This window comes from uncultured Mucilaginibacter sp. (genome assembly GCF_903913935.1).
Classification (GTDB): Bacteria; Bacteroidota; Bacteroidia; order Sphingobacteriales; family Sphingobacteriaceae; genus Mucilaginibacter.
Genome location: NZ_CAIWNH010000117.1, coordinates 1 through 2,005, shown reverse-complemented (window position 1 = coordinate 2,005; position 2,005 = coordinate 1). Strand labels below are relative to the sequence as shown.

The 2,005-nt window shown below is 37.2% G+C and carries 4 protein-coding genes; all 4 read right to left on the bottom strand.

Annotation, left to right across the window (positions count from 1 at the left end; all coding sequences use genetic code 11):
- Positions 1 to 371 (bottom strand): hypothetical protein (locus QZY09_RS04410; RefSeq protein ID WP_295668643.1); only part of this gene is annotated, 371 nt, incomplete at its 3' end.
- Entirely contained in the window at positions 361 to 1,194 is an 834-nt protein-coding gene (locus QZY09_RS04405) for a hypothetical protein (RefSeq protein ID WP_295668640.1), read from the bottom strand. The genes QZY09_RS04405 and QZY09_RS04410, both read right to left, overlap by 11 nt.
- Positions 1,194 to 1,490 carry a hypothetical protein gene (locus QZY09_RS04400; protein ID WP_295668637.1) on the bottom strand — a complete coding sequence of 99 codons (297 nt, stop codon included), beginning with the start codon at positions 1,488 to 1,490 and terminating at the stop codon, positions 1,194 to 1,196. Before QZY09_RS04400 ends, QZY09_RS04405 begins: the two co-directional genes overlap by 1 nt.
- A complete protein-coding gene (locus tag QZY09_RS04395; protein WP_295668634.1) occupies positions 1,468 to 1,842 on the bottom strand; it encodes a hypothetical protein in 375 nt (124 codons plus the stop codon). The genes QZY09_RS04400 and QZY09_RS04395 overlap by 23 nt, the downstream gene beginning before the upstream one ends.
- Between the last annotated feature and the right edge of the window lie 163 nt (positions 1,843 to 2,005).

Below are 2,005 nucleotides of genomic sequence, written 5' to 3'. Positions count from 1 at the left end.
GGTACATTGACCAAATAATCAACCGCAGTTCCTGCATAGTTAAACTCTGGTTCTAGCCACATCGTCCCTAAATACACATCCAAGTTTTCAGCCGGTGTATAAATGTAAGTTTGGTCAAGATTCAGCGTGTCACCTATGGTGATTCGCCTTAAATCAGAGTCAAATTTATCATTCAATGCGCCTCTTAAATAACACCTTTGGCAATTGTAGGACAGCTTTTTTAAATTGGCAATTCGTATCATCGACCACTTGTCATACAAACTCGCAATTGGCGAAACCAACCCTTTGGCATAGCCAAATACTATCGGCTTTCGCAAAAAGCTAGGCAATAGCAACAACACGAGCTTATCATAATCGAGTTTATACCACATACGTTATGTTGTCAAAGTTTGGAATCATAAAATACCCAGCATCAGGTATCGTCCGAACATCAATAACTTGCGCAGCCAAATAAGTACCCGTATTAATATCAATCACCTGAGACTCGGCATTGATGATATTTGGAATATTTACGCCTTCCGCCTGTTGCAACGCATCTACTAAATGAGCCAAAACCAATTCGCCGTTAAAAGGCAAAAGCTTCATATAAGCATTAATCGTATCTTGCACGGGATAGTTTCCGTTTAAAATGCTCATTCCATCAGCGAGTAAAACCAATGGATCTATAAAAATATGCATCGTCAACAACAAAATATCTGGCAAATTATTGACCACAATATATTTTACCCCGCAATCCGAAATTTCTTTGAAATAAGCATCCAAACTGGCTTTTTGTCCCGTCGTTATTGGAGCTAAAACACCTGCCGTTTCGGTTGCTGTTTTAATTAATATTTGCCCGCCATTTGACGTGACTGCCGAATATTTTATAATTTGAGAAGCCAAAACCTGATCGGCTGTATAGCCTGTATTGTCGTACACATCTGTGTCGGGGATCAAAGCAAAACCATATTGAAAAGCCAAAGCCTTAGTTCGGTACCACGACGGCGTATGCGCTTTGTCTTGTTGAATTACGGTTTGAACTTCGGCATAGTGGGTGTCGAAAAGCAATTCTAATGTCCAAATTGCAAAGGCAACCACATACACAAATAATCTAAAAATTGCCACCTTACTCGTAGACGTCAATCCCGATAAGTTGCCATCAGATGTAATGCTGTCAAATATTCCTGTCTGTATTTCCGCTACCGTTCTTGCCATTATCCTATTGTAAATGTGGTTCCAATTCTCATTTGTCCAATTCCTACCTGTGTAACTATTTCTAAATCTCTTGCCGTGATCCACAATGCTGGAATTACATTTTTAGCATAAAAATAATCTCGAATCGTAGTATCAATAATAGCATCACTAGGAATAGTCAAAACTTGTCCTGCAACTAAATCATCCGTAATCGACAAACCATTTGCGAGAGCAACCATCAATAAGCTATCTAAACAACCACAATGATTTAGTGAAAAATCAATAAGGCTTTGATTATGAAAGACTGTTTTTTGCATTGCTTCTTAATAATTTATTTTCCTTTTTCAATTCAATTATTTCTAATTGTTGCATCCTGATTTTTCTGTCTTTAATCTTCAATTCCTCTTCGAGCAATAAAAATTTCCGATTCATTATAGCTTCAAATTCCTGATACCTCGACTCATATCTTTGTTTCAAATCATCAAGAATCTCTTTATAATGATGCGAAAGCTTGATGTCATTATCAATAGCTGTCGTTTGAATATTTTCCTCTGCCTGAATGATGTCCACTTTATATTTTCGTTTCGCAAACAAATAAGTAAACATTCCCGTTCCTCCAATAGCTGCCGATAATGCCGCTCCATTTACAAAAATTGATTCTATACCCATTTTAACTATCTTTTAAAAACTGATTAAAGCGAGTTTCAACGCCTTCAAATTCAGGTAAATTATTTAATGTTGTTGTGGCACCTGGTCCACTCGGTGTCGTAACTACAAAACTTAAATTTTTGCAAGCTCCAATAAAATCCGCCATTAATTTCTTCAAGGTTTC

Excerpts from the sequence above, each read along its gene's own strand:
- QZY09_RS04405 (WP_295668640.1), bottom strand. The coding sequence starts at position 1,194 with ATGGCAAGAACGGTAGCGGAAATACAGACAGGAATATTTGACAGCATT.
- QZY09_RS04400 (WP_295668637.1), bottom strand. The coding sequence starts at position 1,490 with ATGCAAAAAACAGTCTTTCATAATCAAAGCCTTATTGATTTTTCACTA.
- QZY09_RS04395 (WP_295668634.1), bottom strand. The coding sequence starts at position 1,842 with ATGGGTATAGAATCAATTTTTGTAAATGGAGCGGCATTATCGGCAGCT.